The 26,537-nt window shown below is 72.8% G+C and carries 26 protein-coding genes and 2 pseudogenes; 13 read left to right on the top strand and 15 right to left on the bottom strand.

From position 1 onward, the window contains the following. The first annotated feature begins 9 nt into the window (after nt 1-9). Nucleotides 10-1,035: an ATP-binding cassette domain-containing protein gene (locus ACFYNL_RS07675; protein ID WP_388798247.1), complete on the top strand. Its 1,026-nt coding sequence runs from the start codon at nt 10-12 to the stop codon at nt 1,033-1,035. Next, a complete protein-coding gene (locus tag ACFYNL_RS07680) occupies nt 1,032-1,844 on the top strand; it encodes an ABC transporter permease (protein WP_388798250.1) in 813 nt (270 codons plus the stop codon). The genes ACFYNL_RS07675 and ACFYNL_RS07680 overlap by 4 nt, the downstream gene beginning before the upstream one ends. A gap of 13 nt (nt 1,845-1,857) precedes the next feature. Here the strand turns inward: ACFYNL_RS07680 and ACFYNL_RS07685 are convergent, their stop codons facing one another. Both ACFYNL_RS07685 and ACFYNL_RS07690 read right to left on the bottom strand, forming a co-directional pair. Further along, on the bottom strand, nt 1,858-5,328 hold the full coding sequence (locus tag ACFYNL_RS07685; RefSeq protein WP_388798253.1) for a BTAD domain-containing putative transcriptional regulator: 3,471 nt from the start codon (nt 5,326-5,328) through the stop codon (nt 1,858-1,860). A 24-nt stretch (nt 5,329-5,352) separates the two neighbouring features. Continuing rightward, nucleotides 5,353-6,018, bottom strand: a complete 666-nt coding sequence (locus tag ACFYNL_RS07690; RefSeq protein WP_388798256.1) for a DUF6578 domain-containing protein — start codon at nt 6,016-6,018, stop codon at nt 5,353-5,355. Nucleotides 6,019-6,119: 101 nt separating this feature from the next. Here ACFYNL_RS07690 and ACFYNL_RS07695 point away from each other — a divergent pair, with 101 nt between their 5' ends. Then, the gene (locus ACFYNL_RS07695) at nt 6,120-6,920 is read left to right on the top strand and encodes a site-2 protease family protein (protein WP_388798259.1); all 801 of its coding nucleotides are present in this window, start codon (nt 6,120-6,122) and stop codon (nt 6,918-6,920) included. A gap of 19 nt (nt 6,921-6,939) precedes the next feature. On the opposite strand, the gene ACFYNL_RS07700 is transcribed toward ACFYNL_RS07695, so the two are convergent. Genes ACFYNL_RS07700 through ACFYNL_RS07710 form a run of 3 tightly spaced genes read right to left on the bottom strand, consistent with a single transcriptional unit; the run spans nt 6,940 to nt 9,016 of the window. After that, nucleotides 6,940-7,125, bottom strand: a complete 186-nt coding sequence (locus ACFYNL_RS07700) for a hypothetical protein (protein ID WP_388798262.1) — start codon at nt 7,123-7,125, stop codon at nt 6,940-6,942. A 54-nt stretch (nt 7,126-7,179) separates the two neighbouring features. Beyond that, nucleotides 7,180-7,905, bottom strand: coding sequence for an NADPH-dependent F420 reductase (gene npdG / locus ACFYNL_RS07705; protein ID WP_388798265.1), 726 nt, complete (start codon nt 7,903-7,905; stop codon nt 7,180-7,182). Nucleotides 7,906-7,942: 37 nt separating this feature from the next. After that, nucleotides 7,943-9,016, bottom strand: coding sequence for an exo-alpha-sialidase (locus tag ACFYNL_RS07710; RefSeq protein WP_388798268.1), 1,074 nt, complete (start codon nt 9,014-9,016; stop codon nt 7,943-7,945). 106 nt (nt 9,017-9,122) lie between these two features. Between ACFYNL_RS07710 and ACFYNL_RS07715 the strand changes: the two genes are divergently transcribed. Further along, on the top strand, nt 9,123-9,743 hold the full coding sequence (locus ACFYNL_RS07715) for a hypothetical protein (RefSeq protein ID WP_388798271.1): 621 nt from the start codon (nt 9,123-9,125) through the stop codon (nt 9,741-9,743). Nucleotides 9,744-9,809: 66 nt separating this feature from the next. Beyond that, entirely contained in the window at nt 9,810-11,168 is a 1,359-nt protein-coding gene (locus tag ACFYNL_RS07720) for an MFS transporter (RefSeq protein WP_388798274.1), read from the top strand. Here ACFYNL_RS07720 and ACFYNL_RS07725 read toward each other — a convergent pair whose 3' ends face one another. Continuing rightward, on the bottom strand, nt 11,169-11,399 hold the full coding sequence (locus ACFYNL_RS07725) for a hypothetical protein (RefSeq protein ID WP_388798285.1): 231 nt from the start codon (nt 11,397-11,399) through the stop codon (nt 11,169-11,171). It abuts the gene before it with no gap. Between the two features lie 58 nt (nt 11,400-11,457). On the opposite strand from ACFYNL_RS07725, the gene map reads away from it, so the two are divergent. Both map and ACFYNL_RS07735 read left to right on the top strand, forming a co-directional pair. Beyond that, nucleotides 11,458-12,315 carry a type I methionyl aminopeptidase gene (gene map / locus ACFYNL_RS07730; protein WP_388798288.1) on the top strand — a complete coding sequence of 286 codons (858 nt, stop codon included), beginning with the start codon at nt 11,458-11,460 and terminating at the stop codon, nt 12,313-12,315. A 118-nt stretch (nt 12,316-12,433) separates the two neighbouring features. Beyond that, nucleotides 12,434-13,081 carry a heme oxygenase (biliverdin-producing) gene (locus tag ACFYNL_RS07735; RefSeq protein ID WP_388798291.1) on the top strand — a complete coding sequence of 216 codons (648 nt, stop codon included), beginning with the start codon at nt 12,434-12,436 and terminating at the stop codon, nt 13,079-13,081. A gap of 37 nt (nt 13,082-13,118) precedes the next feature. Here ACFYNL_RS07735 and ACFYNL_RS07740 read toward each other — a convergent pair whose 3' ends face one another. Continuing rightward, on the bottom strand, nt 13,119-13,763 hold the full coding sequence (locus ACFYNL_RS07740; protein WP_388798294.1) for a PhzF family phenazine biosynthesis protein: 645 nt from the start codon (nt 13,761-13,763) through the stop codon (nt 13,119-13,121). After that, a complete protein-coding gene (locus ACFYNL_RS07745; protein ID WP_388798297.1) occupies nt 13,756-14,640 on the bottom strand; it encodes a hypothetical protein in 885 nt (294 codons plus the stop codon). Before ACFYNL_RS07745 ends, ACFYNL_RS07740 begins: the two co-directional genes overlap by 8 nt. A 50-nt stretch (nt 14,641-14,690) precedes the next feature. Between ACFYNL_RS07745 and ACFYNL_RS07750 the strand changes: the two are divergent. The 3 genes and pseudogenes from ACFYNL_RS07750 to ACFYNL_RS07760 form a co-directional block, all read left to right on the top strand. Next, nucleotides 14,691-14,855: pseudogene (locus tag ACFYNL_RS07750) on the top strand (peptidase M75); the annotation flags it as partial. Nucleotides 14,856-15,043: 188 nt separating this feature from the next. Beyond that, nucleotides 15,044-15,199: pseudogene (locus ACFYNL_RS07755) on the top strand (iron transporter); the annotation flags it as partial. Continuing rightward, a complete protein-coding gene (locus tag ACFYNL_RS07760; protein ID WP_388798300.1) occupies nt 15,159-16,151 on the top strand; it encodes a hypothetical protein in 993 nt (330 codons plus the stop codon). The pseudogene ACFYNL_RS07755 and the gene ACFYNL_RS07760, both read left to right, overlap by 41 nt. 19 nt (nt 16,152-16,170) lie before the next feature. Here ACFYNL_RS07760 and ACFYNL_RS07765 read toward each other — a convergent pair whose 3' ends face one another. After that, nucleotides 16,171-16,905 (bottom strand): bifunctional DNA primase/polymerase, encoded by a 735-nt coding sequence (locus ACFYNL_RS07765; RefSeq protein WP_388798303.1) that lies wholly within the window; start codon nt 16,903-16,905, stop codon nt 16,171-16,173. Between the two features lie 156 nt (nt 16,906-17,061). Beyond that, entirely contained in the window at nt 17,062-17,697 is a 636-nt protein-coding gene (locus tag ACFYNL_RS07770; protein ID WP_388798306.1) for a TetR/AcrR family transcriptional regulator, read from the bottom strand. A 110-nt stretch (nt 17,698-17,807) separates the two neighbouring features. On the opposite strand from ACFYNL_RS07770, the gene ACFYNL_RS07775 reads away from it, so the two are divergent. Next, nucleotides 17,808-17,999 (top strand): DUF6243 family protein, encoded by a 192-nt coding sequence (locus ACFYNL_RS07775; protein ID WP_388798308.1) that lies wholly within the window; start codon nt 17,808-17,810, stop codon nt 17,997-17,999. Between the two features lies 1 nt (nt 18,000). On the opposite strand, the gene ACFYNL_RS07780 is transcribed toward ACFYNL_RS07775, so the two are convergent. The 3 genes from ACFYNL_RS07780 to ACFYNL_RS07790 form a co-directional block, all read right to left on the bottom strand. Beyond that, complete coding sequence (locus tag ACFYNL_RS07780; protein WP_388798311.1) at nt 18,001-18,999, bottom strand: small ribosomal subunit Rsm22 family protein; 999 nt, start codon at nt 18,997-18,999, stop codon at nt 18,001-18,003. Between the two features lie 127 nt (nt 19,000-19,126). Then, the gene (locus tag ACFYNL_RS07785) at nt 19,127-20,308 is read right to left on the bottom strand and encodes a serine hydrolase domain-containing protein (protein ID WP_388798314.1); all 1,182 of its coding nucleotides are present in this window, start codon (nt 20,306-20,308) and stop codon (nt 19,127-19,129) included. Next, a complete protein-coding gene (locus tag ACFYNL_RS07790) occupies nt 20,260-21,558 on the bottom strand; it encodes a multidrug effflux MFS transporter (protein ID WP_388798317.1) in 1,299 nt (432 codons plus the stop codon). The genes ACFYNL_RS07785 and ACFYNL_RS07790 overlap by 49 nt, the downstream gene beginning before the upstream one ends. 87 nt (nt 21,559-21,645) lie before the next feature. Between ACFYNL_RS07790 and ACFYNL_RS07795 the strand changes: the two genes are divergently transcribed. Then, nucleotides 21,646-22,689, top strand: coding sequence for a Gfo/Idh/MocA family protein (locus ACFYNL_RS07795; RefSeq protein ID WP_388800511.1), 1,044 nt, complete (start codon nt 21,646-21,648; stop codon nt 22,687-22,689). On the opposite strand, the gene ACFYNL_RS07800 is transcribed toward ACFYNL_RS07795, so the two are convergent. Continuing rightward, on the bottom strand, nt 22,676-24,316 hold the full coding sequence (locus ACFYNL_RS07800) for an alkaline phosphatase D family protein (RefSeq protein WP_388798320.1): 1,641 nt from the start codon (nt 24,314-24,316) through the stop codon (nt 22,676-22,678). The two genes, ACFYNL_RS07795 and ACFYNL_RS07800, sit on opposite strands and share 14 nt — an antisense overlap. Before the next feature lie 137 nt (nt 24,317-24,453). Here ACFYNL_RS07800 and ACFYNL_RS07805 point away from each other — a divergent pair, with 137 nt between their 5' ends. Further along, complete coding sequence (locus ACFYNL_RS07805) at nt 24,454-25,218, top strand: SDR family oxidoreductase (RefSeq protein WP_388798322.1); 765 nt, start codon at nt 24,454-24,456, stop codon at nt 25,216-25,218. Between the two features lie 254 nt (nt 25,219-25,472). Here ACFYNL_RS07805 and ACFYNL_RS07810 read toward each other — a convergent pair whose 3' ends face one another. After that, nucleotides 25,473-26,486 (bottom strand): aldo/keto reductase, encoded by a 1,014-nt coding sequence (locus ACFYNL_RS07810; protein ID WP_388798325.1) that lies wholly within the window; start codon nt 26,484-26,486, stop codon nt 25,473-25,475. Nucleotides 26,487-26,537: the final 51 nt, after the last annotated feature.

A 26,537-nucleotide genomic window follows, 5' to 3' on the forward strand; every position in this document is an offset into this window, starting at 1 on the left:
GTCGTGGGCATGACGCGAACCGACATGAACCCCGACGGCGTGGGCACCGCCGTCTCCGTACGGGGGTTGGTCAAGCACTACGGCGAGACCAAGGCCCTGGACGGCGTGGACCTGGATGTGCGCGAGGGCACCGTGATGGGTGTGCTCGGACCGAACGGGGCCGGGAAGACCACCCTCGTACGGATCCTGTCCACCCTGCTGGCCCCGGACGCCGGTCGGGCGACCGTCGCCGGGTACGACGTGGTGCGCCAGCCCCGGCAGCTGCGCCGGGTGATCGGGCTGACCGGCCAGTACGCCTCCGTGGACGAGAAGCTCCCCGGGTGGGAGAACCTGTACCTCATCGGGCGGCTGCTCGACCTGCCCCGCAAGGAGGCGCGCGCGCGTGCCGACGAGCTGCTGGAGCGGTTCTCGCTGACCGAGGCGGCCAAGCGGCCGGCGGGGACGTACTCCGGCGGTATGCGGCGGCGGCTGGACCTCGCGGCCTCCATGATCGGACGGCCCAGCGTCCTCTTCCTCGACGAGCCGACCACCGGGCTCGACCCGCGCACCCGCAACGAGGTGTGGAACGAGGTCAAGGCCATGGTCGGAGGCGGTGTCACCGTGCTGCTGACCACCCAGTACATGGAGGAGGCCGAGCAGCTCGCCTCCGAGCTGACCGTCGTCGACCGGGGCAAGGTCATCGCGGGCGGCGGCATCGAGGAGCTCAAGGCCAAGGTCGGCGGGCGCACCCTGCGCGTCCGGCCGGCCGACGCCCTCCAGCTGCGCTCCCTCGCCCAGCACCTGGACGAGCTCGGCATCACCGGGCTCGCCACCACCACCGTGGACGACGAGACGGGCACGCTGCTGGTCCCGGTCCTCAGCGACGAGCAGCTCACCGCGATCGTCGGCGCCATCACCGCGCGCGGCGTCACGCTCGCCTCCATCACCACCGAACTGCCCAGTCTGGACGAGGTGTTCCTGTCGCTCACCGGCCACCGCGCCAGTGCCCCGCAGGACGCCCGGCCCGCCGACGCCCGCGAGGAGGTCGCCGTATGAGCGCCATGACAACCGTCGACACCCATGACGCCCGCATCCCCCTGCGGTCGCATCTGCGGCACACCGGTGCGCTCGTCCGCCGCAACCTGCTGTGGGTCCGGCAGAACCCGGAGTCGATGTTCGACGCGATCCTGATGCCGATCGTGTTCACCCTGCTGTTCGTGTACGTCTTCGGCGGGTCGATCGGGCAGGCGCTCGGCGGCGGTCAGGACCGGTACGTGCAGTACGTCGTGCCCGGGATGATGGCCATGATGGGCATGAGCATGGCCATGTCGGTCGGGACCGGGTTCAACGAGGACTTCAACACCGGCGTCATGGACCGCTTCCGGTCCCTGCCGATCGGGCGGGGCTCGGTGCTCTTCGCCAAGATCGCGGTGGAGCTGCTGCGGATGCTGGTCGCGACCACGATCATGCTGGTCGTCGGCGTTCTGGTCGGCTTCGACATCACCGACTGGGTCGGGTTGCTCGCCGCGGTGGCGCTGGCCGCGCTGTTCGGCTCGGCACTGATGTGGGTCTTCCTCACCCTCGGTGTGGTGCTGAAGAGCGCGCAGTCCGTGCAGGGACTGGGCTTCCTGGTGCTGATGCCGCTCCAGTTCGGGTCGTCGATCTTCGCGCCGACCGAGTCGATGCCGGGCTGGCTGCAGTCCTTCACCGACGTCAACCCGCTGTCCTCGCTCGCAGACGCCGCACGCGGGCTGATGGTGGGCGGCCCCGTCGCGCACGACCTGTGGGTGACCGTCGCCTGGTCGGTGGGGCTCACCGCGGTCATGGCGCCGATCGCGATCCACAAGTTCCGTACGAAGAACTGACGCTCGCCCGACGTCAGATGAGGGCGGCGGCCTCCTGCGCGGACAGGCCGCCGCCCTCCGCGTACGCCGCCTCGTAGGCCGCCTCACCGAGCACGGCTCGGGTGCGCTCCACCGCCCGTCGCCGTACCTCGCGCTCCTGGCCGGAGGCGACGTGCCGGGGCGGCAGCAGCGCGGCGGCGGCACCGAGGCAGCGGGCGGCGTCCCGCGCGCGGCTGCCGCCGTCGACGCGGGCGAGGGCGTACGCGGCGGTGGTCAGGTACGCGGAGCGCATCTGCGGAGCGATGGCCTCCGAGAGGGGGTCCTCGGCGCGTTCCAGCGCCCGCCTGACCGTGTCCAGCGCCTGCACGTGGTGGCCTTCGACCGCCTGGAGCCAGGCCTCGGCGCCGAGGATGAAGGCGTCGAAGATGACGAAGTAGGCGATCTTGAACTTGTCACGCAGCAGCCGCAGCTGCTCGTGCGCCTCGGGGACGCGGTCGGTCATGCCGAGCCACCCGGCCAGGATGAGCCGGGCGAACGGCATCGCCTGGTCGAACGAGCCGCCGTCCTGGTCGATGATCTCGCGGAGCAGGCGCTCGCCCTCCTCGGCTTCGCCCGCCTCGATCAGGGCGCTGCCGAGCCGGGCGCTGAGGATGCCCATCTGGGCACGGGCGCCCAGGCGTTCGGCGTGCTCGATCGCGGCCCGGAAGTCGGCCGCGGCCGCCCGGTAGCGCCCCCTGCGCTCGTGCGCCTCGGCACGCGCGGCGAGCCCCTCGGCGATGCCCCACAGGTCGCCGAGGCGGCCGTAGATCTCCAGCGACTCGTCGGCGTCACGGGTGGCGTCACCGGGCCAGTCGCTGCGGTTGGCGAGCATGTTGGCCCGCATGTGCAGATTGGCCGCGAGGTCCCACTCGTAACCGGGCACGTTGCGGCAGGTGTCGACGGCGGCGTCGATGATCGTGCGCACCCGCTCGATGTCACCGGTGAGCAGCACGGCGAAGAACCACAGGTAACCGGGCGAGCGGCACGTCTGCGGCAGTCCGGGCTCGTAGGTCTGCGCGATGACGCGCAGCTTCCGCTGCGCCTGGGGGGTCTGCCAGGCTTCCAGCTCGGTGTCCATGCAGGCGAGGTGCACGAGGTGCACACCACGCCGGGCCTCGTCGAGGACCTCCCCCGTCCAGGGCGGCGGGGTGGCCGTGCAGCGCTCCCACATGGGGGACGCGGTCCGGGCCGGGCCGGCGAAGGGGTCCGGGCCGAGCAACTGGACCTCACTGGACCAGCCGCGGGCGAGGGTCCGCAGGTCGCGCATCTGCCAGTACCAGGCCATCGACAGCACCAGGCACAGCGCCTCCTGCTCGTCGCGTGCGGCGACGGCGTGCTGCAGGGCGGCGCGGATGTTCTCGCTCTCGCGCTCCAGCCTCTCGATGGCGGCCAGTTGGTCACGGCTGCGCAGCAACGGGTCGGTGGTGCGGGCGAGTTCGCGATAGTACGTCAGGTGGGCGCGCTCGGCCTCGGTCCGCTCACCGGCCTCGTCGAGGCGCTCGCCCGCGTATTCGGCGACGGTCTCCAGCAGCCGGTAGCGCATACCGCCGCCGCCCCCCGCGTCCGCCGAAGGCGTGGCCACGACCAAGGACTTGTCGACGAGCGATCCGAGCGCCTCGAGCGCGCCGGGCCCGCACACCGCCTCGGCGGCGGCGAGCTCGCATCCGCCCGAGAAGACCGACAGCCGCCGCAGCACGTCCCGCTCGTCCTCGTCCAGCAGGTCCCAGGACCAGTCGACGACCGCCCGCAGGGTCTGCTGCCGGGGCAGGACGGTACGGCTGCCCGAGGTCAGGAGCTGGAAGCGGTCGTCGAGCCGGTCGGCGATCTGGCGCGGTGTCAGCATGCGCAGACGGGCGGCGGCGAGTTCGATGGCCAGCGGCAGTCCGTCGAGCCGCCGGCAGATCTCGGCGCACGCCTGCGGGTCGTCCCCGATCCGGAACCCGGGCCTGGCCGCCGCGCCCCGGTCGGCGAGCAGCCGCAGCGCGACCGGCTCCGGCAGCGGCTCGACCGGCCGCAGCAACTCCCCCGGTACGCCGAGCGGTTCGCGGCTGGTGGCGAGCACCGTCAGGGTCGGGCAGCGTTCCAGCAGCTCCGCCACCAGGTGGGCGGCGGCCGCCACGACGTGCTCGCAGTTGTCGAGGATGAGCAGCATGCGGCGCCTGCCGCAGTGCTCGGCCAGCCGCTCGACGGCGTCGTGCCGGTCGGATCCGGCCCGCATGGCCTCGGCCCCGGCGCCGTACAGCACGGTCTCCCGGGCGCCGACGGCGGTGAGTACGGCCTCCGGTACGGCCTTGGGGTCGTCCACGGGGGCGAGCTCGGCCAGCCACACCCCGTCCGGGGCGGCGTCCCGCACGCTCTCGGCGACCTCCTGCGACAACCGTGTCTTCCCGGCTCCGCCGGGGCCGAGGAGGGTCACCAGGCGCGCCGAGGTGAGGTCACCGCGGATGGCTTCGAGGTCCGTCTCCCGGCCGACGAAGGAGGTGAGGCGGGCGCGGAGGTTGCCGGGGGGCCGGAGGGGGGCCGGAGGGGGTGCGGTGGGGTGGCTCGCGGTGCCGGGCCCGGCCGGCGCGCGATGCCGGTGCGTGCCGCCGGTTCCGTGGGCCGGGCGGTGCGGGCCCCTGTCGGCGTCGGCGCGTGGCGGGGCGCCGTGGCTGTCCCGGGCCGCGTCCGACGCCCTGGGTGAGCCGTCGGGCCACGGGCCGGTGCGCGGGCCCGGCCCCTGCCCGGGCGCTTCACCCGTGGACCGGAGCAACTCGCCGTGCAGGGCACGCAGCTGCGGCCCCGGGTCGGAGCCGAGCCGGTCGGCCAGCAGGCGTCGTACGTCCTCGTAGGCGGCCAGGGCCTGAGCCGTGCGCCCCGCGTCGCGCAGGGCCCGCAGCCGCAGGGACTGCAGGGGTTCGTCCAGGGGGTGGGTGTCGCACAGGGCGGTCAGCTCGGGCAGGGACTGCTCGGCGTGTCCGAGGGCGAGGGCGGCGGTGTGGCGGGCGCGCAGCGCTTCGAGGCGCCGCGTCTCGTGCCGGGCCGCCTCGGCGGTGCGGTCCGGGAGGTCGGCCAGGGCGGGGCCGCGCCACAGCGCGAGGGCGTCGTCGAGGACGACGGCCGCCTTGGCGGGGTCACCGTCGGCCAGCGCGCGCGTGCCCTCGCCGACGAGGCGCTCGAAGCGGTGCAGGTCGATGTCGTCGGGCGCGGCGGCGAGCCGGTACCCGCCCTGCGCCGAGGTCACCGCGTCCGCGCCCAGCGCCCTGCGCAGCCGCCCGACGAGCGCCTGCAGCGCGCCCACGGCGTCGGCCGGAGGCTCCTCGTCCCACACCTCGGCCACCAGGACGCTCGCCGGTACGGTCCGGCCGGCCCGCAGCGCCAGCACGGTCAGGAGGGCACGCAGACGGGCCCCGCCGACGGGGACGGGGCTGCCGTCCGGGCGAAGTGCCTGGGTGGTGCCGAGAATGCGATAGCGCACGGGGTCCATTGTCTCTGGTGGATTCTGGCATGGTCACGGCATTGCGGTGGTGCTGAGTGTCTCCAGCAGGGCGGCCAGGTCCGCGGGCGGCAGGCCCGTCGTCTCGGAGCCGGCCCGGTCCGCGGGGATGCCCCGGGCCTCGCGTATCGCGGACGACAGCCGGGAGTCCGTGTCCGGCACGTCCAGGGCGACGATCACGCCGGCCGCGGCGTCCGGGAACCACTTGGGGCACGCGCGGGCCGACCGCAGCGACCGTTGCGCGGGGACGGGTTCGCGGGTGCCCGAGCCCGGCGGGGTCTCGGCGAACTGCTGGCCGAGGATCTGGATCGCCCGGACCCAGCCCCGTGTCTCGGGCAGCTCGGGGTCGCCGTGGGTCTCGACGGTGAGCAGGCCGGTCGAACGGTACCGGTCCCCCGGGCGTACGCCGCCGAGCTCCTCCTCGGCGAGGACGTCGACCGGATGGCCGTGCAGGGCGACCGTCAGGCCGGTCCCGTCGGCCACGACCCGCACGGCTCCGAGGTCGCCCGGCAGATCCCGCACCGGGCCGGCGATCTCGGTGAGCTGGTCGTGCCAGCCGCCGCCCAGCACGTCGTCGGCGTCACTGAGCAGCAGCGGCCAGCTCACCTCGTCCCCCAGCGCGAACGGCGTACCGCAGCACTCCATCTGCCAGTCGGCGTAGTACACATGCCAAAGCCCCATGCCCCCACCTTCTCCGGAACCACCGTCCCACCGCGAGACGTTTTCCCCGTGCGCCCGGTACGGTCGGGCAGGCCGAGTCCCGTCCCACAGGAGCCCTCCTCATGACCACCGCCCTCAGCCGCCGCAGTGAGCGGCGGATCAGCCCCGTCTTCGCGGGGCTCCTGGCCGTCACGGCGGTGACGGGCTGGGCCACCTGGACCGGGTTCGCCGAGCAGGCCGGTCTCGCCGTGTTCCTGTTCGTGACGGCCGCCTGGATCGTGTCCCTGTGCCTGCACGAGTACGCGCACGCGCGTACCGCCCTGCACAGCGGTGACATCTCGGTCGGGGCGAAGGGCTATCTCACACTCAACCCGCTGAAGTACACGCACGCGCTGCTGAGCATCGTGCTGCCCGTCATCTTCGTGATCATGGGCGGCATCGGCCTGCCCGGCGGTGCCGTCTTCATCGAGCGCGACCGGATCCGGGGCCGCTGGCGGCACAGCCTGATCTCGGCTGCGGGACCGCTGACGAACGTGCTCTTCGCCGTCGTGTGCACGGCCCCGTTCTGGCTGGACGCCCTGGACGGCGTCCCGGCGGATTTCCGGTTCGCGCTGGCCTTCCTCGCGCTGCTCCAGGTCACGGCCGCGATCCTGAACTTCCTGCCGGTCCCGGGTCTGGACGGCTACGGCGTGATCGAGCCGTGGCTGTCGCACGACGTCAAGCGCCAGGTGGAGCCGTTCGCGCCGTTCGGCCTGCTGCTGGTGTTCGCGCTGCTCATGCTCCCGGCGGTGAACAGGGAGTTCTTCCAGCTGATCCACACGGTGCTGGACAGCCTGGGCGTGTCCGGCCCGGACCGCTACTGCGGCGAGGACCTCTACCGCTTCTGGCAGGACACCGCCGAGTACTGCTCGGCCCCCTCGTGACGGCTTCTCGTGACGGAGATCAGCCGGTGGCCGAGCCCCGCCGGTCGTCCTTGGCGCGCTTGACGTAGTACCAGGCCATGTTCGAGGACAGGCCCGCCAGCAGCACCCACACGATCCCGAGCCAGCTGCCCTGCGCGAAGGAGACCGCGGCAGCGGCCACGGCCAGCACACAGACGATCAGGGCATAGACACCAAGGCGGGGCATGTCGGTCGGCTCCTTCGGGGGACACTGCTACACCGACCAGTGTCCCCCATCCCCTCATACGTCCGTGACGCGGAGCCCGGCGTGTGCCTTGTAGCGGCGGTTCACCGAGATCAGGTTCGCGACCAGGGACTCCACCTGGTGGGCGTTGCGCAACCGGCCCGCGAAGATGCCGCGCATCCCGGGGATGCGGCCGGCCAGCGCCTGGACGATCTCGACGTCCGCCCGCACCTCGCCGAGGACCATCACATCGGTGTCGATCTCGTCGATCTCCGGGTCCTGCAGCAGCACCGCCGACAGGTGGTGGAAGGCGGCCGTCACCCGCGACTCGGGCAGCAGGGCGGCGGCCTGCTCGGCGGCGCTGCCCTCCTGCGGCTTGAGCGCGTAGGCGCCCTTCTTGTCGAAGCCGAGCGGGTTGACGCAGTCGACGACCAGCTTGCCGGCCAGGTCCTCGCGCAGTGACTCCAGCGTCTTGCCGTGCCCCTCCCACGGCACGGCGACGATCACGATGTCGCTGCGCCGCGCGCACTCGGCGTTGTCGGCGCCCTCGACGCCGTGCCCGAGCTCCTCTGCCGCGGTCCGGGCGCGGTCGGCGGCACGCGAGCCGATGATCACCTTCTGGCCGGCCTTGGCGAGCCGGTAGGCCAGGCCCTTGCCCTGGGGCCCGGTCCCGCCGAGCACGCCGACGACGAGCCCGGAGACGTCGGGGAGGTCCCAGGGGTCCTTCGCGGGCGCCTTCGCCGGTTCCCCGGTGGACTGCTGTGCACTGTCGGTAGAGGTCATGGGCCGACTTTACGTCCGCCCCGTCCACCCCAGGGGCTCAGGTGAGCCGCGTCACGGGCACCCTCCGGAAGGTGATGGTCTCGTACGGCCCGAAGTCGCCGGTCTCGTAGAGGAGTCCGACGGTCTCGGCGTCGATCCGCGCGAGGTCCGAGTAGGCGGCGGGCAGCCCGTCCACCGTGTACGCGGGCCGCCAGGTGGTGCCGCCGTCGGTGGAGGCGCGGATGGTCATCAGGGCACGGGCGGCCGGGTCGGCGGGGCCGGAGAAGAGCAGGACGTCGGGGTCGCGCAGTTGCAGGACGCTCGCCTCGCAGATCGGGGCGGACAGTCCGGCCTGCGGACGGAAGGGTTTGACGAGGGTGCGGCCGCCGTCCCGCGAGTGGGCGTCGGCGCGGTTGCCGGGGGACGGGGAGTCGTTGCGGGTGTTGAAGTAGACGCGGCCGTCGAGCAGTTCGGCGGCGGTGGTCTCGTTGACGTTGATGTAGCCGTCGGTGTTGTCGTCGACGTAGCCGATGCGCCAGGTGGCGCCGCGGTCGTCGCTGAGCAGGCAGTGGCCGCCGTTGTAGCGGGGCTCCGTGCCGGTGTCGGCGCCGGCGGGCGGGACGGTGTGGTTGGCGGGGACGACGACCCGGCCGGTGCTCAGCTGGATCGCATGGCCGGGCGTGGTGGCGTACCAGCGCCATTGCGGCATCTTCACCTGCGCGGTGATCTCCCTCGAACTCGACCAGGTGCGGCCGTCGTCGTCGCTGTACCGCACCCAGACCCGCCTGCCGTCCGCGTCGCTCACCTCACCGCGCCGGATGGCGTCCTCGGTGGCGTCGGCGTGGTTGCGGATGTAGACGAGCAGGATGCGACCGGTGTCGAGGACGACGGGGGCGGGGTTGCCGGCGAGGTGCCAGTTGTTGTCCGCGGCCACCTGGAGCGGTCCCCAGGTGACGCCGCCGTCCGTCGACCGTTTCAGCACGATGTCGATGTGCCCGTGGTCGCGGGCGGATTCGACGCGGCCCTCGCAGAAGGCGAGCACGGTGCCCGCGCGGCTGACGACGACGGCGGGGATACGGAAGGAGGCGTACCCCTCCTGGCCCGCGCGGAAGGGAACGCTGGTCTCGGTCATGGTCGGACTCCTCCTCATCGCCGCCGGGCCCTCCGCTTCCCCAGGCCGGGCGAATTCGGGGTGAACTCCGGGTCACGAGTGTCCGGTTGCGGCAGGATGCGGTCGCATGGACGCCGTACGTGTCGCGTTGCTGCGCGAGGTGCTCGCCGGGACCGAGTGGCTGGGGGCCACACGGCGGTTCGCCGGGGCCCTGCGGACGTCGGCGGTGTCGCACGGGGGCGGGCTGCTGCTGGTCGGCACACCGGAGTACGAGCCGTGGCATCTGGCGGCCCATCTGGTCGACGAGGCCGCGTGGTCGGGGACGCCGGAGCTGGTGCCGACCCTGGTGCGGCATGACGCGCGCGCCTCGGACCCGGCCCATCTCGCGGTCGGACTCGGGCGGTTGGCGGCGGCGCGGCGCGGGGAGACGCTGCTGGTGGTGTCGCCGGGCACCGCGGCAGCTCCGCTCCTGGAACGGGTGCACGACGTGCGGCGGGCCGGGGCGACGGTGCTGGCGCTCGGCTCCGGCGACGGCGACGACGACGGCCACGGCGAGTTGACGCGCATGGCGCACGAGGCGCTGGTCGTGCCTCAGGGCTCGGAGCTGGACCTGGACACCGTGCAGCACCTGGTGAGCGCGGCGGCCGGTGAGAACGCGCTGCCCTCCCCGAGGGGACGGCGCCGGCTGCGGGACCGTCTGGCGAGGCTGGCGGAGTCCCTGACGGCGCCGCCACCCGCCCGCTGGTGACCGGGCCGGCCCGCACCGCCGTTAATCGCTTGCCCCGCGTACCGGCCCGCCGCAGCATGGCCCCTCGTGACCGACGACTCCCCCGTTCCGTCCGAACCCCGTGACGGCCCCTCCCCGACGCCCTCCCGTCTGCGTGCCGTCCTGCCCGACCTCGCCCCGTGGCGGGCCTCCGCCGACTTCCGGAAGCTGTGGCTGGCGGGGTTGATCTCCTCCTTCGGCAGCTTCCTGACCTTCGTCGCGCTGCCCGTGCAGATCAAGGAGCTCACCGGGTCCGCGGCGGCGGTCGGTGCGATCGGGGCGGTGGAGCTGGTGCCGTTGATCGCGTTCGGGCTGTACGGGGGCGCGCTCGCCGACGCGCTCGACAAGCGGAAGCTGATCCTGTGGACGGAGGCCGGGCAGGCGCTGCTGAGTGGGGCGCTGCTGGTGAACGCGCTGCTGCCGAGCCCCGCCGTCTGGCCGCTGTACGTCGTCGCCGCCCTGTCCTCCGCCCTGGTCTCGGTCCAGCGGCCCGCCCTCGACGCCCTGTGGCCCCGGATCGTGGCGCACGAGCACCTGCCCGCCGCGGGCTCCCTCAACGCGCTGCGCTGGCAGGTCGGCGGGGTCGCCGGCCCGGCCCTGGCCGGTGTGGTCGTGGCGTACGCGGGGCTCGGCTGGGCGTACGGCGCCGATCTGCTGACCTTCGTGGCCTCCGTCGCGCTCACGCTGGGCATCGCCCCCTCCCCCGCCGCCCACGAGGCCGCGAAGCCGTCGCTGAAGGCCGTCGCCGAGGGCGCCCGCTACGCCTGGAGCCGCAAGGAGCTGCTCGGCACCTACGTCATCGACATCGCGGCGATGCTCTTCGCGATGCCGCTCGCGGTACTGCCGTTCCTCGCGGACGAGTTGGACGCCCCCTGGGCGCTGGGCCTGATGTACGCGGCCGTCCCCGCGGGCGCGATGCTGGTGAGCCTGACCAGCGGCTGGACCTCGCGGGTGCACCGGCACGGGCGGCTGGTCGTCGTGTCGGCCGCGCTGTGGGGCGCGGCGATCGCGGCCGTCGGCGTCGCCCAGAACGTGTGGCTGGTGCTGCTGTTCCTGCTTCTCGGCGGGGCCGCCGACATGGTCAGCGGCATCTTCCGCGGGGTGATGTGGAACCAGACGATCCCGGACGAGCTGCGCGGCCGGCTCGCCGGGATCGAGCTGCTGTCGTACTCGGTGGGCCCGCAGCTCGGCCAGACCTACGTGGGCGGCGTCGCCGCCTGGCAGGGCGTGCGGACGGCTGTCTGGTCGGGCGGGGCGCTGTGCGTGGGCGCGGTGGGAGTGCTCGCGCTGTGCCTGCCGAAGCTGATGTCGTACGACGCGCGCACGAACGAGCACGCGGTGCGGCTGCGGGAGCAGCGGGCGGCGGCGGCCGCAGCGACACCGGTGTCCGCACGGGCCGAGGGCTGATCAGTCGTCGTCCGCGCGGCCCGCCGGGGCGTCGTGCCACTTGGGGTCGTTCTCCCATTCGAGGTTGCGCTCCCGGGCGAGGTCCATCGCGTGCTGGGCCTCCTCGCGGGTGGTGTACGGCCCGAAGCGGTCCTTGGCCGGGCACTCCGGCCCCTCCTCGACCTTCTTGTGGACCAGGCAGTAGTACCACTCGCCCGGCTTGCCGACGGTGCGCTTCTTGAACAAGGCCATGAGCGGCTCCTCTCGCCAGGGACATGTTCCCCCATGGCCGCTGGTTAGACTCGCTGGCATGTCTGGCCAGTCACTGCTCGTACCGGGGGAGCTGTCCCCCACCCGTTCCGTACCCGGCAACATCCGCCGCCCCGAGTACGTCGGCCGGCCCGCGCCGACGCCGTACACGGGTCCGGAGGTGCAGACCCCGGAGACCGTCGAGGCGATGCGCGTCGCCGGCCGTATCGCCGCGCGGGCGATGGCCGAGGCGGCGAAGCTGATCGCTCCAGGCGTGACGACGGACGAACTGGACAAGGTGGCGCACGAGTACATGTGCGACCACGGCGCCTATCCGTCCACGCTCGGGTACCGCGGTTTCCCGAAGTCCCTGTGCACGAGCGTCAACGAGGTGATCTGCCACGGCATCCCGGACTCCACGGTGCTGCGCGACGGCGACATCATCAACCTCGACGTGACGGCGTACATCGGCGGGGTGCACGGCGACAACAACGCCACGTACCTGGTGGGTGACGTCGACGAGGAGTCGCGCCTGCTGGTGGAGCGGACCCGGGAGTCCCTGAACCGGGCGATCAAGGCGGTCAAGCCGGGCCGGCAGATCAACATCATCGGCCGGGTCATCGAGTCGTACGCCAAGCGCTTCGGCTACGGGGTGGTGCGGGACTTCACCGGGCACGGCATCAACTCGTCGTTCCACTCGGGCCTGATCATCCCGCACTACGACAGCCCGCACGCGACGACGGTCATCCAGCCCGGCATGACCTTCACGATCGAGCCGATGCTGACCCTCGGGACGCACGAGTACGACATGTGGGACGACGGCTGGACGGTGGTCACGAAGGACCGCAGGCGCACGGCCCAGTTCGAGCACACCCTGGTGGTGACGGAGACGGGCGCGGAGATCCTGACGCTCCCCTGATCCGGCCGGTACCCGAACCCGTCCTCTGCGGAGGGCGGGTTTTCTCGGTACGCTTTTACCGACACGGCGTCGGCAAACCCATTGACTTAGGTAAGCCTAACCTCGGAAACTGGGCCCCATGGACTCCTTCTCGACAGTCATCCGCACCGCTTCCCACGAGCAGCACATGGAGGCGGAGACCTCGACGTTCATGAGCGACCTGCTCGGCGGCAGGCTGGGCGTGGACGCCTACGCGCGCTACACCGAGCAGCTGTGGTTCGTGTACGAGGCGCTGGAGAGCGACACCGAGCGGCTGGTGTCCGACCCGGTGGCCGGTCCCTTCATCCAGCCGGAGCTGTTCCGGCTGGCGTCGCTGGAGCGGGACCTGGCGCATCTGCGGGGCCCGCGCTGGCGGGCGGGACTGTCGGCGCTGCCGGCGACGCGGGCCTACGCGGACCGGGTCGCGCAGTGCGCCCGTGAGTGGCCGGCCGGCTACATCGCGCACCACTACACGCGCTACCTCGGCGATCTCTCCGGCGGCCAGATCATCCGCGACAAGGCGGAGCGCACCTGGGGCTTCGCCAAGAAGGGCGACGGGGTCCGGTTCTACGTCTTCGAGGGGATCTCCAACCCGGCCGCGTTCAAGCGGGGTTACCGCGAACTGCTGGACGCGGTGCGCGCGGACGATCTGGAGAAGCAGCGGGTCGTGGCGGAGTGCAAGAGGGCGTTCGCCCTCAACACGGCCGTGTTCCGGGCGCTGGGCGAGGAGTTCCCGCTGAGCGCGTGAGGCTCGGCGCCCGGCCCAGGCGCCCGACGCTCAGCGCTCAGCGCTCCAGGAAGACGCGCCCTCCGACCTCCACCCAGCCGCCTGGCTGCGGTGCCGTGAGGATCTGGGACCCCGCTCCCTGGCTGATGTTGAGGGCCCGTCCCAGGCGGTCGGTGAGCAGCAGCGCCGCCGCGCCGGTCGCCTCGTCCTCGTCGATGCCGTCGCCGCGGCCGGGGAAGGCGCGGGCCCGGACGCGGCCGGCCGCCTCGTCCTCCCAGGCCCAGGCGTACACCCACTCCCCGGGCGGCGGGACATCCAGACCGTCCACCTCGGCGGCGCTCGCGTACTGCCGCAGCGTACGCGGCGGGGCCCACTCCGGGCGCGCCTCGATCCAGCTGAACTCCCCGTCCAGCCGGACGCCCACCACGCCCGCCGGGGTGACCAGTTCGGGCACGTCGAGCAGCCAGGCCGCACCGACACAGGGGTGCCCGGCGAAGGGCAGGCGCAGGGTCGGCGTGTAGATGTCGATGACTCCGCGCTCGGGGTCGTCGACGAACACGGTCTCGCTGAACCCGAGTTTCCCGGCCAGCGCCTGCCGGTCATCGCGCTCGGGCAGTACCGACCCGTCGCGGACGACGCCGAGTTCATTGCCGTATCCGCCCTCGGGTCCGCAGAAGACGCGCAGGACGTCGTAGTCAGTCACGGGTGCATTGAAACATCGCGCGGGCCGCGAGGTCGTCCCAGGTGGGGGCGCCACCCGAAAGGGGCCAGGAGGGGGTGGCGGCCTCGTCGTACGGCAGCTCGGCGATCGCGTCCGCGTACCCGCGCTCCAGGGCCCGCCGGGGCACGAGGCCGTCGTGGGGCCCGCAGTCCGCCAGCCGCTCCAGGCGCCGCTCGTGCGCGTCGGTCAATTCGGCGGCCTCCCGGCGCCAGTGCCGCTCGTCTGGCGCCCGCGCCAGTTCCACGCACACCGGCTCGACGCCCTCCGCCAGGGCGGCGACGGCCCGGTCGTGCCCGTCCAGGATCAGCCAGCCGTCGAGGAACGAGACCCACCACAGCAGGACGGGCGCGGCCGTTCCCTCCCGCACCTGCTTGCGGTAGGCCTTCACCCGCGCGGCGTCCGGCGGGGACAGGCGGCGCAGAGGCAGCACGCCGTGCCAGCCGCCCCCGCAGTACAGCTCCAGGCTGCCGTCCGGCCAGTCACGGACGAGGTCCTGGGTCCAGACGCCCGGCGCGAAGGCGGAACGTCCGGTGAGACGCCAGCGGCCGTCGTGCAGCGGGCCGTTCGCCGCCTCCTCCAGCCGACGGGCGTACCGGTGCGTCCAGTCGGTCCGGTTCCGGGTCGTCGTGGCACGGACGGGTGGGAGGGGCGAGCGGTAGCCGTCGAGACGGTGCAGTGCGAGGTCGCGGCAGCAGCCATCACCCTCGGCGCGCCCGAACAGCACCGGTCGCTCCCCCTGTCTCAGCAGGAGCCGGCCCTCTTTCGCCGTCTCGAAGCGCAACGCCGGCGGGCCCGGGCGGCCGCGCACGTCCAGCACCAGCCGCCCCGGCCCGAGAAGCTCCCTGTTCCCCCTGTCCATGGGGACAGTCTTACGCCTTCGTGAGCTTCTCCGGCGAGCCGACAGCCAAGGCCGTCGAGGCCGCGAAGAAGGCCTGCGCCCCTTCCCGCATCGGCTGGGAGCGCGCAGAGCCGGTAGCGGAGTCCTTCGGCGACATCGACCCGAAGGTCGACGTCCACGAGGACGGCCGGGACCCGGCCACCGACCGGACCGGCTGGCACCGCCTGAGGAACTCCTCGCCGAGGAGAACGACCCGGCGCCGGTCACCGAACTCGCACAGCGGTCAGCCGCGTTGAACGAGCTGCTCGACAAGTACCGCGCGGACCAGGCGTCGTACGACTTCACCTCGGCGGTCCGACCGAGGGCCCATCGGCCTCGCAGGTTCCTCACCTGCACCGGCGGCATGCTGGTCGTCGTGGCGGCGGACCCGACCGTCCTCCTCCAGGTCACGGTGTGGCCGCTGTACCTGGTCCCGACGCTCGCGCACTTCCTCGCACCGGTAGGGTTCGCCTCCGGGAAGGGGAAGGTGAAGGAACCTGATGAGCAGGGATCGCGGCCCTCGACGGCTCCGCAGGCTTGACCGGAGCGCACTGATAGCGGCCTCCGTGACCGCTTTGTCGTTGACGGCGAGCGGATGCGTGGTGGTGCACGGGGAGAAGGAGATCCTCCCCTCGGCCACCCGCGCGGAGGCCGCCGAAGCACTCCAGCAGTTCACCACCGCGTACAACAAGGCGGACAAGGCGTACGACAACTCCCTGTACGCCGACCATGTCACCGGCGCGCTGAGCGACATCGACGGGGCGCGGCTGAAGGCCGGCAAGGCCCTCAACCCCGGGGGCAACGCGGCCCACACCCCGTTGAAGCTGTCGGACGCCAAGTTCACGATCCCGAAGAAGGCGGGCTGGCCGCGCTGGTTCGTGGCCGACACGGCCGCCAACAAGGGCGCCGGCGCGCGTTGGGTCTTCGTGTTCACCCGTGAGGGGCTGGACGAGACGTGGGAGGCGGCGTACCTGACGCTGATGGCCCCCGGTGACGTCCCGAAGTTCAAGACGGACAAGGACGGCTGGGCCGAGGCCGTCCCCGCGAACTCGGCCGGACTGGCCGTGCCGCCCGGTGAACTGAGCAAGGACTACGCGGCGTACCTCAAGGACGGCGGGAACCTCTTCGCGGCCGGTCGGCACACCAGCTACTGGCGTGCCGAGCGGGCGAAGGACGCCAAACGGCCGGGCCTGGTCAGTCAGTTCATCGACGAGCCGCTGACCAGCGGCGACTACGCCCCGCTGGCCCTGCGCACCGCGGACGGCGGCGCGCTGGTGTTCTTCACCACGCGCTACTTCGAGAAGCGGACGGCCTACGCGGGCACCTCCGTCCCCTCGCCGGGCAAGGCGGTGGAGGCGCTGACGGAGGGCGAGATAAAGCAGTCGCTGACGCTGGAGTTCGTCTCCAACGAGGTGGCCCTGGACCCGAAGGGTTCGGGGAAGGTCGAGGTCCTCGGCCGGATCCAGGGGCTGACGTCGGCGAAGGGCGAGTAGCGCCGCCCGGTGCGGCGGCTCAGTGGCGGCGCAGGGGCCAGGCCGAGGAGGCGTGGTCGGGCTCCTCGCCGACGTAGCGTGCGCAGGCGTCGGTGAGGACTTCCAGCAGGCTCAGCGGGTCGGGCAGTTCGTGCTCCGGCCCACGTACCCAGTGCACGGTGCGGTTCTCACCGGGCAGTTGCGCGGGCGGTACGAGGACGTAGGACCCGCGGCAGTGCCAGCGCAGCCCCGGGTGTTCGTCCATGGTCTCGGGGTGGCAGTCCAGCTCGCAGGGCCACCATTCGTCCTCGTCCTCGGGGGTGCCGCGGGTGAGGGTGAAGAAGAGCATCCGGCCGTCGTCGCTCTCGGCGACCGGCCCCACCTCGATGCCGGCGTCGAGCAGCCGCTCCAGTGCCTCGCGGCCGGCCTCGATCGGCACGTCGAGGACGTCGTGCACCATGCCGGTGGCGGTGATGAAGTTGGCCTCGGGCTGGTGGCGGGCCCAGCGCTCGATCTGGGCGCGGTCGGTGGTCGACTGGGTCTGCCAGGCGAAGGACACCGGGTGCCGGGCGGGTGTGGGACAGCCGACGCGGTCGCAGGAGCAGCGGTAACCGGCCGGGTGCGCGGCGGGCGCGAGGGGCAGCCCGGCCGCGGCGGCTGCCAGCAGCAGGTCCTCCCGGCCACCGTCGCCGGTGGCCTCCTTCGGGCGGCGTCCGCGCAGCCACTGGGAGAGTTTGCCCTGCAGGCCGGTCCGGCCGCCCAACTCCGCGCTCATCTATCCCCTCGCCTCGCTGTCGTGCGGAACAGCATGCCCTATGGTCCCATCATCGTGCGCTTCGGGGGGCCGTAGCGGACAACCGGGCCAGGTGGGACGAGGGGCACACAGCGCGCGAATCAGGGGTGACCGGCCGCTTCGGTGGGATTCACGGTCCTACGGTGTGCGCGGTGCGAGACCGTACAGGGCGTAGTCGACGAGGGTGTCGGTGTACTCGTACGAGATCGGGCCCGTGTGCTGCAGCCAGCGCTGGGCGAGGGGAGAGACCCACAGTTCCAGGGCGATGCGCGGGTCGACGTCCGGGCGGACCTGGCCGGCCGCCTGGGCGGAGCGCACCCGGTCGACGTACAGCTGGAGCGAGGGTTCGAGGAGCTTGGCCACGAAGACCCGGCCGAGTTCCTCGTCGACCAGGCCTTCGGCGGCGAGGGCGCGGGACGGGATCTCGAAGCGGGGGTCCTTGAGCTGGTCGACGGTCAGGCGCAGGACGGCCTTGAGGTCGGCGGCGATGTCGCCGGTGTCCGGGATGGCGAACTCGTACTCCGGGCCCGCGTCCCGGGAGGCCTGTTCACTCAGGTCGAGGAAGGCCTCCAGCAGCACGTCCGCCTTCGACGACCACCAGCGGTAGATCGTCTGCTTGCCGACACCGGCGCGGGCGGCGATGCCCTCGATGGTGGTCCTGGGGTAGCCGACCTCGCCCACGAGGGCGAGGGCCGCGTCGTAGATGGCGCGCCGGGAGCGCTCGCTGCGGCGGGTGGCGTTGGGTGCGGACTGGGCGGATTTCTGGGCTGCCATGCGTCGAATCTACCAGGTTGACAAGACGGAGCGTCTCGCAGGATCCTGGACGAACCGTTGAACGAGACGATACGTCCCGTTCTCTTGCATCCTCGTGAAAGGAGCCCCCCATGGCCCGGAGCGGAACCGGAAACATGCTCGGAGTCGGCGGCACCCGCCGCAACCTCGGCCGCAAGGAGCTGCGCGGCGGCCGTCGAGGCGCCCCGATCGGCGGCGGCACCGACCCGCAGGCGCAGAAGAAGGAGCTGCTGCGCAAACTCCAGGAGAAACGACGCAACGGGAACGCGGCCCCCGAGTCATGAGCTAGGACGCCCGGTCCCCCGCCGGCGGCCAGGCGTCGCCCCAGTCCGCGTCCCGGGCCGCCTTGTAGAGGTCGCCGTGACGCTTGGTGACCGTGGTGCGGCGCAGGCCGGGCTCGGTCTCGCACAGGTCGAGGAGCACCTGACCCTTGCGGATCTGGGGCTTGCGGACCACACGGGACGGGGCCGTCGCGACCGGCAGGCGGGTCGCGGCGACGTAGCTGAACTTCTCGTCCTCGTAGGCGAGGGAGCCGCCCTTGATCTGGCGGTGCAGGGAGGACCGGCTGACCCGGGCCGCGAAGTGGCACCAGTCCGTGCCGGGGACGATGGGGCAGGCGGCACTGTGCGGGCAGGGGGCGGCGACCCGGAACCCGGCGGCGACGAGGCGGTCGCGGGCCTCGATGACACGGGCGTAGCCGTCCGGCGTTCCGGGCTCGACGATCACGACGGACTGCGCGGCGTCCGCGACGGTGTCGAGGAGGGCGGTGCGGTCGGCGGCGGTGAGTTCGTTGAGCACGTAGGAGACGGTGACGAGATCGACGGGGTCCAGCGTGAGCGCCGAGCCGATCCGGGCGCGCCGCCAACGGGCGTCGGCGAGCGCCGGGTTGGCGGCGGCGATCTCCCGGCCGATCGCGAGGGCGGGCTCGGCCCAGTCCAGCACGGTGACCTCGCGCTCACCGGGCCAGGTCGCGGTGACGGCCCACGTCGCGGCGCCGGTCCCGCCGCCCACGTCGGTGTGGCCGGCCGGTGACCACTGCGGCACGGCCTGCGCGAACGCCTCCAGTGCCGCCCGTACCGCCGCGAAGGTCGCGGGCATCCGGTACGCGGCGTAGGCGGCCACGTCGGCCCGGTCGCGCAGGATCGGGGCGTCGGTGGGGGTGGCGCCCCGGTACTTGGCGATCAGCCGGTCGACGGCCTGCGCGGCCTGGCGGGGCGGGAGGCCGTCGAGGAGAGCGGCGAGACTGCCCCGCAGGGCGTCCGCCGGGGATACGGGGGCGTTCACCCGGCGATTCTACGAGTGCGCTCCGCTGCGGGGCGGCGCCCCCGCAGGGCTGGGGCCGCAGGGCTGGGGGGTGAGCGGCAGGCGGCCGGGTGCGGTGATCACGAGCGAGGTCCGACGCTCGTGATCACTACAGCTGGGTGCCCCTGACCGCCCGCGCCAGCCGCGTCGCGGCCCGCGCCCTCGGCCCGCTGTCGGGGGGCCGGCGCCGCGGATGCACCGTGTTCGCGAGCAGCACCAGGAAGGTGTCCGTCGCCGGATCCACCACCAGCGACGTCCCCGTGAACCCGGTGTGGCCCGCCGCCCCCCGCCCCGCGAGCTCGCCCATGAACCGGGGCTGGTCCACCGCGAACCCCAGGCCCGGCGGGGTCAGCAGCAGTTCCACGAAGTCCGGGCCCAGGATGCGGGCCGGTCCGTACGCGCCGCCGGACAGCAGGGCGCGGCAGAAGACCGCGAGGTCGTGGGCGGTGGAGAACAGGCCCGCGTGGCCGGCCACCCCGCCCAGCGCCCAGGCGTTCTCGTCGTGGACGACGCCCCGCAGCATTCCCCGGTCCGCCTTGGCCCACGGGCGGCGCTGGTCCTCCGTGGCCGCGGCGCCGGGGCAGGGGCCGAAGTGGGTCGCCGTCATGCCCAGGGGGCGGGTGATGCCGTCGTGGACCAGGACGTCGAGGGTGCGGCTCGTGATGCGTTCCAGCACATGCTGCAGCAGCAGGAGGTTCAGGTCGGAGTAGCAGTAGGTGCCGGGCACCCCGACGGGCGCCTCGGCGCGCAGCATCTCCAGGCGCTCGGCGTCGTCGGCGCAGTCGTACAGCGGCAGTTCGGGGCGCATCCCGGAGGTGTGGGTGAGCAACTGCCGTACGGTGACGTCGTGCCGTGCGGCGGCGCGGAAGTCCGGCAGGTACGCGCCGACCCGCGCGTCGATGCCGAGCGTGCCGCGCTCGATCTGCTGGACCGCGGCGACCGCGGTGAAGAGCTTGGTGAGCGAGGCCAGGTCGAAGGGGGTGTCCGTGGTCATCGGGACCCGCGCCTCGGGGGGCGCTTCCACGCCGGCGTCCACGGCCTCGTCGTAGGCGTCGTACCGCACCGCCCAGCCCGCCGCCTCGGCGACGGCGAGGTAGGGGCCGCGTCCGGCGACCAGCACCACGCCGGCCGCCCAGGGACGGGGTCCGGTGGTGAGGTCGTGGACCTCGCGGACGAGATGTCGGATCTCCTCGGGGTCGAGTCCCGCCCGTTCCGGCGTGTCCTCGCGCAGTCTCGGCGCGCTCAGCTCTCCGCTCCCTCCGCACCCGGACGGCTGTTCCAGGGACGGCACATTCCCATGAAGCAGGCCAGCGCCACCAGTGCCGCGGCCAGTTGGACGACGGCCATGGGGATGGCGGTGTCCTCGCCGGCGACCCCCACGAGGGGCGAGGCGATCGCGCCGATCAGGAAGGAGGACGTACCGAGGAGCGCGGACGCGGACCCGGCGGCGTGCCCGGTGCGTGTCAGGGCCAGTGCCTGGGTGTTGGGGAGGGTGACGCCCATCGCGGACATCAGCACGAAGAGGGCGGCGGCCACCGGCGCGAGCCCCACCTCGCCGAAGACGCCCAGGGACATCAGCAGCAGTGCGGTGGCGGCCAGGATGACGATCGCGAGGCCGACGCCCAGCACCCGGTCCAGGCTGACCCGCCCCACCAGCACCTTGCCGTTGATCTGGCCGACGACCACCAGCCCGACCGAATTGAGCCCGAACAGCAGGCTGAAGGTCTGCGGGGAGGCTCCGTGGATCTCCTGGATCACGAAGGGCGAGGCCGCTATGTACGCGAACAGCGCGGCGAAGGCGAACCCGCCCGCCAGCGTGTACCCGGTGAACGCGCGGTCGGCGAGCAGGCCGCGCATGGCGTGCAGGGCCTCGCCGACCCCGCCGCGGTGCCGGTCGGCGGCGGGCAGCGTCTCGGGCAGCTTCCACCACACGAGCCCGGCGAGCAGGACGCCGACCACCGTGAGCACGACGAACACGCCCCGCCAGTCCGTCACGCGCAGGACTTGGCCGCCGATGAGCGGCGCCACGATCGGCGCGGTCCCCGAGACCAGCATGAGCGTGGAGAAGAAGCGGGCCATGGCCACGCCGTCGTACAGATCGCGTACGACGGCCCGCGCGATGACGATCGCCGACGCGCCGGCGAGCCCCTGCGCCAGCCGGAAGGCGACCAGTGTCTCCACGGTGGGCGCGAGTGCGCAGAGCACGGTGGCGAGGACGTAGACCGCGAGGCCGCACAGCAGGGGGCGGCGGCGGCCCCACCGGTCGCTCGTCGGGCCGACCAGCAGCTGCCCGAGCGCCATGCCGGCCAGGCAGGCGGTGAGGGTGAGCTGGACGGTCGCGGCGGGGGCGTGCAGGGACCCGGTGACCTCCGGGAGTGCGGGGAGGTACATGTCCATCGCCAGCGGGGGCGTCGCGGTGAGCCCGCCGAGGACGAGGGTGACCAGCAGGCCGGTGGCGCGCGGTGAGCGGGTGGGCGGGTCGGGTGCGGTCGGTGTCGACGTCTGCGGCACGTGCGGTGTCGGCCCCCCACGGTCGGCCATGCGCCCCTCCCTCTCCGAGTGATCCGCCCTCTATGCTCTCAGCTCGTACTGAGTGTCGGGGATCACATGAGCGAGGGGCGGGCCGCGATGGCGGAGCAGAGCGTGCGGTGGGGGATCCTGGCGACCGGCGGGATCGCCGCCGCGTTCACGGCCGACCTGGTGGATCTGCCGGACGCCGAGGTGGTGGCGGTGGCCTCACGGACCCGGGCCTCGGCCGACGCGTTCGCCGAGCGCTTCGGGATCCCGCGGGCGTACGGCGACTGGAACGCCCTCGCCGAGGACGGCGACATCGATGTCGTCTACGTCGCCACCCCGCACTCGGCGCATCGCGAGGCCGCCGGGTTGTGTCTGGAGGCCGGGCGCAACGTGCTGTGCGAGAAGGCGTTCACGCTGAACGCGCGCGAGGCCGGGGAGCTGGTCGCGCTGGCGAGGGCGCGCGGCAGCTTCCTGATGGAAGCGATGTGGATGTACTGCAACCCGCTCGTGCGGCGGCTCAAGGCACTGGTGGACGACGGCGCCGTCGGCGAAGTGCGCCATGTGCAGGCCGACTTCGGGCTGGCCGGCCCCTTCCCGCCGTCGCACCGCCTGCGGGACCCGGCGCAGGGCGGGGGCGCGCTGCTGGACCTCGGGGTGTACCCGGTCTCCTTCGCCCAGCTGCTGCTGGGCGAGCCGTCGGACGTCGTGGCGCGCGCGACGCTGTCCCCTGAGGGCGTGGACCTCCAGACGGGCGCCCTGCTCTCCTGGGACAGCGGCGCCCTCGCCTCCGTGCACTGCTCCATCGTCGGCGGTACGGCGACCTCGGCGTCGGTCACCGGCTCCCTGGGCCGGATCGACGTACCGAACGGCTTCTTCTTCCCGGACCGCTTCGTGCTGCACCGCGACGGCCGTGACCCCGAGGAGTTCACGGCCGACCCGGCGGACGGGCCCCGGGGCAGTCTGCGGCACGAGGCCGTCGAGGTGATGCGGGCCCTGCGGGCCGGTGAGACCGAGTCGCCGCTGGTCCCGCTGGAGGGCACGCTCGCCGTGATGCGGACGCTCGACGCGGTCCGGGACCGGGTCGGCGTCCGCTACCCGGGCGAGCTGCCCGACGGGGACGTCACCGGCGAGGTGCCCGCGCTCACGCCTGCGTGAGGCCCGGTGCCCCCGCCTCGGTCACGAAGGACGCGGCCGTCGTGACCGGTGCCCCGGGCCTGGTCACGTACGGCACCGTCTTGAAGTCGGCCCTCGCCTGCCGCTCGCCGAGCGCGACGGTCACGTAGCCGCGCCGCCCGTCGTAGAACCTCAGGTGCGGGTTGGCCCGCGTGTACGTGTCCCAGTTCGCCGGCTTGGCGATGCCGTCCCGGCCGCTGGCGATCGACGTGGCCACGATCTCGGTGCCGAGCGTGGCGGAGGCCGGGTCGTCGAAGTCGTCCTTGATGTCGAAGCCGTACCCGACGTGGACGTCCCCCGTGAGCACCATCAGGTTCTCGATCCCGGCGGCCTTCGCGCCGTCCAGGACCCGGCGCCGGGAGGCGCGGTAGCCGTCCCAGGCGTCCATCGACACCCGGGACGGCGACGTCAGGTCGAACTTGCGCTGCGAGAAGGTGACCTGCTGCGGTACGACGTTCCACCGTGCCGTCGAGTCCCGCCACCCGTCGAGCAGCCACCGTTCCTGGGTCGCGCCGGTCATGGTGCGCTCCGGGTCGTCGACCTCGGGGCCGGGGATCTGCGAGCCGTCGCCGTAGGCCTGGTTGGAGCGGTACTGCCGGGTGTCGAGCACGTCGAACTGGGCGAGCCGGCCCCAGTGCAGTCGCCGGTACAGCCGCATGTCGGAGCCGGTGGGCCGCTGGGGGCCGCGCAGCGGCTGGTTCTCCCAGTAGGCGCGGTAGGCCGCGGCGCGGCGCAGCAGGAACTCCTCCGGCGGGACGCTGTTCTCGGGGGTGCCGGCGGCGTAGTTGTTCTCGGTCTCGTGGTCGTCCCAGGTGACGACGAAGGGGTGCGCGGCATGCGCGGCCCTCAGGTCGGGGTCGGTCTTGAACAGGGCGTAGCGCAGGCGGTAGTCCTCCAGGGTCGTCGTCTCCCGGTTGAAGAGCGCGGGGAGCGTGCGGTCGGTGTAGTTGCGGTAGCCGCCGACGGAGTTGACGGGGTACTCGTACAGGTAGTCACCGAGGTGGAACACGAGGTCCACGTCGTCCTCGGCGAGATGCCGGTACGGCGTGTAGTAGCCGTCGGCGTAGGCCTGGCAGGAGACGGCGGCGAAGGTGAGGGAGCCGGTCTCGCCGGTGGCGGACGGGGCGGTGCGGGTGCGGCCGGTCCCGCTGATCCAGGTGCCGGTGCGGAAGCGGTAGTAGTAGACGCGGTCCGCGTCGAGCTGGTCGATCTCGACGTGGACGGTGTGGTGGAACTCGGGGTGCGCGGTGGCGGTGCCGCGTCTGGCGATCCGGGTGAACCGCTCGTCGTGCGCCAGTTCCCAGTCGACGGTGACCCGTTCGGGGGGCAGTCCGCCGTCGGGCTGGTACGGGACGGGGGCGAGGCGGGTCCACAGGACGACGGAGCCGGGCAGCGGGTCACCGGAGGCGACGCCGAGGGTGAAGGGGTCGTCGTCGATCCGGCGGGCGTCGAGCTCCGCGGCGCTCGCCACGCCCGCGCCGGGCAGGTCGACGGCGAAGGCGAGCGCGGCGGCGGCGCCGGTGAGGGTCAGGAAGTGGCGGCGGGCGATGTGCCGTGCGGCGGCCCGCAGTTCGGCTGCGTGCCGGGGTTGGTCTGTCGTGATGGTCATCCGGTCCTCCCCTGCCCGATGGATGCACGAGGCAGGAGAGCGGCCGGGGACGACACTCGCTTGGCGCGTACACAACACCCGGATGGCGGACGGATGAGTTCCGGATGGCGGACACTCGCGTACTACGCTGCGGGCCCATGACCGAGAGACGAACGGACACGAGGACCGCCGTGGTGACCGGCGCGGGCTCCGGCATCGGACGCGCGGTGGCGGTGGAGCTGCTGCGCACCGGCTGGTCGGTGGCGCTGGCCGGACGCCGTACGCAGACGCTGGAGGAGACGGCGGGGCTGGTACCCGGCGGTGCAGCTCTGGCGGTGCGGACGGACGTGTCACGGCAGGAGGACGTGCACGCGCTGTTCGCCGCCACCGTGGAGCGGTTCGCGCGGGTGGACCTGCTGTTCAACAACGCGGGGACGTTCGGGCCCGGCGGGGTGCCGGTGGAGGACCTGCCGTACGACGCCTGGCGGCACGTGGTGGACACCAACCTCAACGGGGCGTTCCTGTGCGCGCAGGCGGCCTACCGCCAGATGAAGGAGCAGGACCCGCGAGGCGGCCGCATCATCAACAACGGCTCGATCTCGGCCCACACGCCCCGCCCGCACTCGGTGGCGTACACGGCGACCAAGCACGCGCTGACCGGGCTGACCAAGTCGCTGTCGCTGGACGGGCGGGCCCACAACATCGCCGTGGGCCAGATCGACATCGGCAACGCGGCGACCGACATGACCGAGCGGATGCGGACGGGCGCCCTCCAGGCCGACGGATCAGTGGTGCCGGAGCCCGTGATGGACGTGGCCGACGTGGCCCGGACCGTGCGGCACATGGCGGAGCTGCCGTTGGAGGCCAATGTGCAGTTCGCGACCGTCATGGCGACGGCGATGCCGTACGTGGGACGCGGCTGAGGTCACCGCAGTCCACACCACCTCCACAACTTACACAACCGGATTCTCGCATTCCGCTGCATCGGCGCCGGTGAGCGACTTATGCTCAAGACCTCGCACACGAGAGCTTCACATATGAAGCACAGTGCTTCCGCAAGCCACTCCAAGGGGGGCGGCGGCAGCCGTTCCAGGTACCGGGTGGGGGTGGACCTCACGTGGGACCGCGAGGTACGCACCGGTGCTCGGAACGGCTGCCGCACACCGTCAGGCGCCGCTCAACGGCCGAGGATCCGCTCGGCCTCGGCCATCTGGTCGGCGGTGAGCGGGCCCTTCGCCAGCGCGCCCGCGTTCTGCTCGGCCTGGGCCACGGAGCGGAACCCCGGGATGGGGACGGCGTGCGGGCTGCGGGCCCACAGCCAGGCGAGGGAGCCCTGGGCGAGCGTACGGCCGTCACTGGTGAGGACGTCCTTAAGCGCCTCGACGCGGGCGACCCACCGGGGGTCGGCGCCGGACCCGCCCTCGAAACCCTCCAGCCACCGCGGCGGCCGGCTGCGGATGTCGCCCGCCTGAAGGGCCTGCCCGGCTCCGCGCTTCCCGGTCAGCAGGCCCATCGCCAGCGGGCTGCGGTTGACCCCGGCCAGCCCCAGTCGCGCGCACAGCGCGAACATCTCCGGCGCGTCCTGGAGCACGTTGGCCCGGTGCTGGACGGCCGCACAGTGCTCCCCGCGTGCGAAGACGGCGGCGCGGGCGGGGTCGTCGGTGCTCCACGCGTAGGCCCGGATCAGCCCCTCCCGGACGAACTCCTCGCAGATGTCGCGCAGTTCGGCGGCGCGTTCCGGGTCGGCGTCCGACAGGTGCAGCTGGTAGAGGTCGATGTGGTCGGTGTCCAGGCGCCTCAGCGAGGCGGTCAGCGCCCGCCGGGCGTACTGCGGGGAGTCGTCGGCGCCAGTGAGGGTGCGGGTCTGCTCGTCGAAGACGTTGCCCCACTTGGTGGCGACCACGACATCGGCTCGGCGCTTGCCGAGGGCACGGCCGAGGACGCGTTCGCTGTGCCCGGCGCCGTAGGTGTCGGCGGTGTCGAAGAAGGTGACGCCCAGGTCGAGGGCGCGCCGGATCGCCCGTACGGACTCCTCGTCGTCGACCTTGCCCCAGCCGAGGGGCTGCCCGTCGGCGTCCTGCCACTCCCCGCCGACGGCCCAGCAGCCGAAGCCGAGGGCGCTGACCTCGATGCCGGAGCGTCCCAGCGTCCTGGTGGTCCTGGGGGTCTGCGTGATCTCCGTGGTCTCCATGCCGGGAGACGTTAGGAGTTGGAGTGCACGCGAGGGCAAGGGCTTTCGGCG

Origin of the sequence: Streptomyces sp. NPDC007808, from assembly GCF_042868655.1 — a bacterium.
GTDB lineage: Bacteria > Actinomycetota > Actinomycetes > Streptomycetales > Streptomycetaceae > Streptomyces.

What these genes read in the sequence shown, in the direction of transcription:
- ACFYNL_RS07795 (WP_388800511.1), top strand. Translation starts at nt 21,646, where the DNA reads ATGGCGGAGCAGAGCGTGCGGTGGGGGATCCTGGCGACCGGCGGGATC.
- ACFYNL_RS07770 (WP_388798306.1), bottom strand. Translation starts at nt 17,697, where the DNA reads ATGGCAGCCCAGAAATCCGCCCAGTCCGCACCCAACGCCACCCGCCGC.
- ACFYNL_RS07710 (WP_388798268.1), bottom strand. Translation starts at nt 9,016, where the DNA reads ATGACCGAGACCAGCGTTCCCTTCCGCGCGGGCCAGGAGGGGTACGCC.
- ACFYNL_RS07680 (WP_388798250.1), top strand. Translation starts at nt 1,032, where the DNA reads ATGAGCGCCATGACAACCGTCGACACCCATGACGCCCGCATCCCCCTG.
- ACFYNL_RS07805 (WP_388798322.1), top strand. Translation starts at nt 24,454, where the DNA reads ATGACCGAGAGACGAACGGACACGAGGACCGCCGTGGTGACCGGCGCG.
- ACFYNL_RS07690 (WP_388798256.1), bottom strand. Translation starts at nt 6,018, where the DNA reads ATGGGGCTTTGGCATGTGTACTACGCCGACTGGCAGATGGAGTGCTGC.
- ACFYNL_RS07800 (WP_388798320.1), bottom strand. Translation starts at nt 24,316, where the DNA reads ATGACCATCACGACAGACCAACCCCGGCACGCAGCCGAACTGCGGGCC.
- ACFYNL_RS07685 (WP_388798253.1), bottom strand. Translation starts at nt 5,328, where the DNA reads ATGGACCCCGTGCGCTATCGCATTCTCGGCACCACCCAGGCACTTCGC.
- npdG (WP_388798265.1), bottom strand. Translation starts at nt 7,905, where the DNA reads ATGACCTCTACCGACAGTGCACAGCAGTCCACCGGGGAACCGGCGAAG.
- ACFYNL_RS07810 (WP_388798325.1), bottom strand. Translation starts at nt 26,486, where the DNA reads ATGGAGACCACGGAGATCACGCAGACCCCCAGGACCACCAGGACGCTG.
- ACFYNL_RS07745 (WP_388798297.1), bottom strand. Translation starts at nt 14,640, where the DNA reads ATGGACAGGGGGAACAGGGAGCTTCTCGGGCCGGGGCGGCTGGTGCTG.
- ACFYNL_RS07760 (WP_388798300.1), top strand. Translation starts at nt 15,159, where the DNA reads ATGAGCAGGGATCGCGGCCCTCGACGGCTCCGCAGGCTTGACCGGAGC.
- ACFYNL_RS07695 (WP_388798259.1), top strand. Translation starts at nt 6,120, where the DNA reads ATGACCACCGCCCTCAGCCGCCGCAGTGAGCGGCGGATCAGCCCCGTC.
- ACFYNL_RS07725 (WP_388798285.1), bottom strand. Translation starts at nt 11,399, where the DNA reads ATGGCCTTGTTCAAGAAGCGCACCGTCGGCAAGCCGGGCGAGTGGTAC.
- ACFYNL_RS07735 (WP_388798291.1), top strand. Translation starts at nt 12,434, where the DNA reads ATGGACTCCTTCTCGACAGTCATCCGCACCGCTTCCCACGAGCAGCAC.
- ACFYNL_RS07775 (WP_388798308.1), top strand. Translation starts at nt 17,808, where the DNA reads ATGGCCCGGAGCGGAACCGGAAACATGCTCGGAGTCGGCGGCACCCGC.
- ACFYNL_RS07790 (WP_388798317.1), bottom strand. Translation starts at nt 21,558, where the DNA reads ATGGCCGACCGTGGGGGGCCGACACCGCACGTGCCGCAGACGTCGACA.
- ACFYNL_RS07715 (WP_388798271.1), top strand. Translation starts at nt 9,123, where the DNA reads ATGGACGCCGTACGTGTCGCGTTGCTGCGCGAGGTGCTCGCCGGGACC.
- ACFYNL_RS07700 (WP_388798262.1), bottom strand. Translation starts at nt 7,125, where the DNA reads ATGCCCCGCCTTGGTGTCTATGCCCTGATCGTCTGTGTGCTGGCCGTG.
- ACFYNL_RS07675 (WP_388798247.1), top strand. Translation starts at nt 10, where the DNA reads ATGACGCGAACCGACATGAACCCCGACGGCGTGGGCACCGCCGTCTCC.
- map (WP_388798288.1), top strand. Translation starts at nt 11,458, where the DNA reads ATGTCTGGCCAGTCACTGCTCGTACCGGGGGAGCTGTCCCCCACCCGT.
- ACFYNL_RS07765 (WP_388798303.1), bottom strand. Translation starts at nt 16,905, where the DNA reads ATGAGCGCGGAGTTGGGCGGCCGGACCGGCCTGCAGGGCAAACTCTCC.